This window comes from Streptomyces sp. DH12 (assembly GCF_020873895.1).
In the GTDB taxonomy this organism is placed as follows: domain Bacteria; phylum Actinomycetota; class Actinomycetes; order Streptomycetales; family Streptomycetaceae; genus Streptomyces.
Genome location: NZ_JAHWGT010000228.1, coordinates 1 through 774 on the forward strand (window position 1 = coordinate 1; position 774 = coordinate 774).

Consider the following 774-nt stretch of genomic DNA (forward strand, 5'->3'; position numbering starts at 1 on the left):
GCCTTTTGCGGTGGTACCGCTGCCACAGCATCGCGGCCAGCAGACCCATCAGGATGCCGCCGAGGACACCGGGGTTGTTGTAGGTCGCCGCTATGTCCGCGCCGTCCTGCACCTTGGCCTCGGTGACGGGGAAGGCCTTCAGCACGTTGCTGTAGACCAGGAAGCCCACGAGCGCGGCGAGGGCGGTCGAACCGTCGGACTTCTTGGCGAAGCCGATGGCCACACCGATGCAGAACAGCATCGGCAGGTTGTCGAAGATGGCGCCACCCGCGGTGGCGAAGACGGCCGCGACCTTGTCCCAGCCCAGTCCGTCCGCGCCGAACACGTCCGGCTGGCCGAGGCGCAGCAGGATGCCCGCCGCCGGCAGCACGGCGATCGGGAGCTGAAGGCTGCGGCCGACCTTCTGCAGGCCCTGGAAGAGGCCGGATCCCCGCTTCTTTGCGGGGGCCGCCGAGTCGGTGGCGGTGCTCATACTTCCTCCATCGGTGGTGGTCTACACCACTACTGGTGTAGACCTGTTGTAGCACGATGAAGGCCACGTAAGGAACCCGCGGATCCGCGACCGCGCGACTACGCACGGTGCCTCCGCGGGAGCGCCGGACGGACCCCTTCACGGGCGCACCGAAAAGCCCCCGGAACACAAGATTCCGAGGGCTTGCACAGCCGCCTCCAGCCTAGGAGATCAGCGCCGCGTCGCGTCCTCCACCTCCTCCTCCGGCTCCCGCCCCGGAGTCTTCAGATCGAACCTCGTGATCGCGAAGCGGAACACCACGT

Annotated in this window: 1 protein-coding gene; it reads right to left on the reverse strand. The window is 67.6% G+C overall.

All coding sequences use genetic code 11. From position 1 onward, the window contains the following. Positions 1 to 472 (reverse strand): PTS transporter subunit EIIC (locus LPA54_RS33700; RefSeq protein ID WP_228984509.1); only part of this gene is annotated, 472 nt, incomplete at its 3' end. Positions 473 to 774 lie beyond the last annotated feature (302 nt).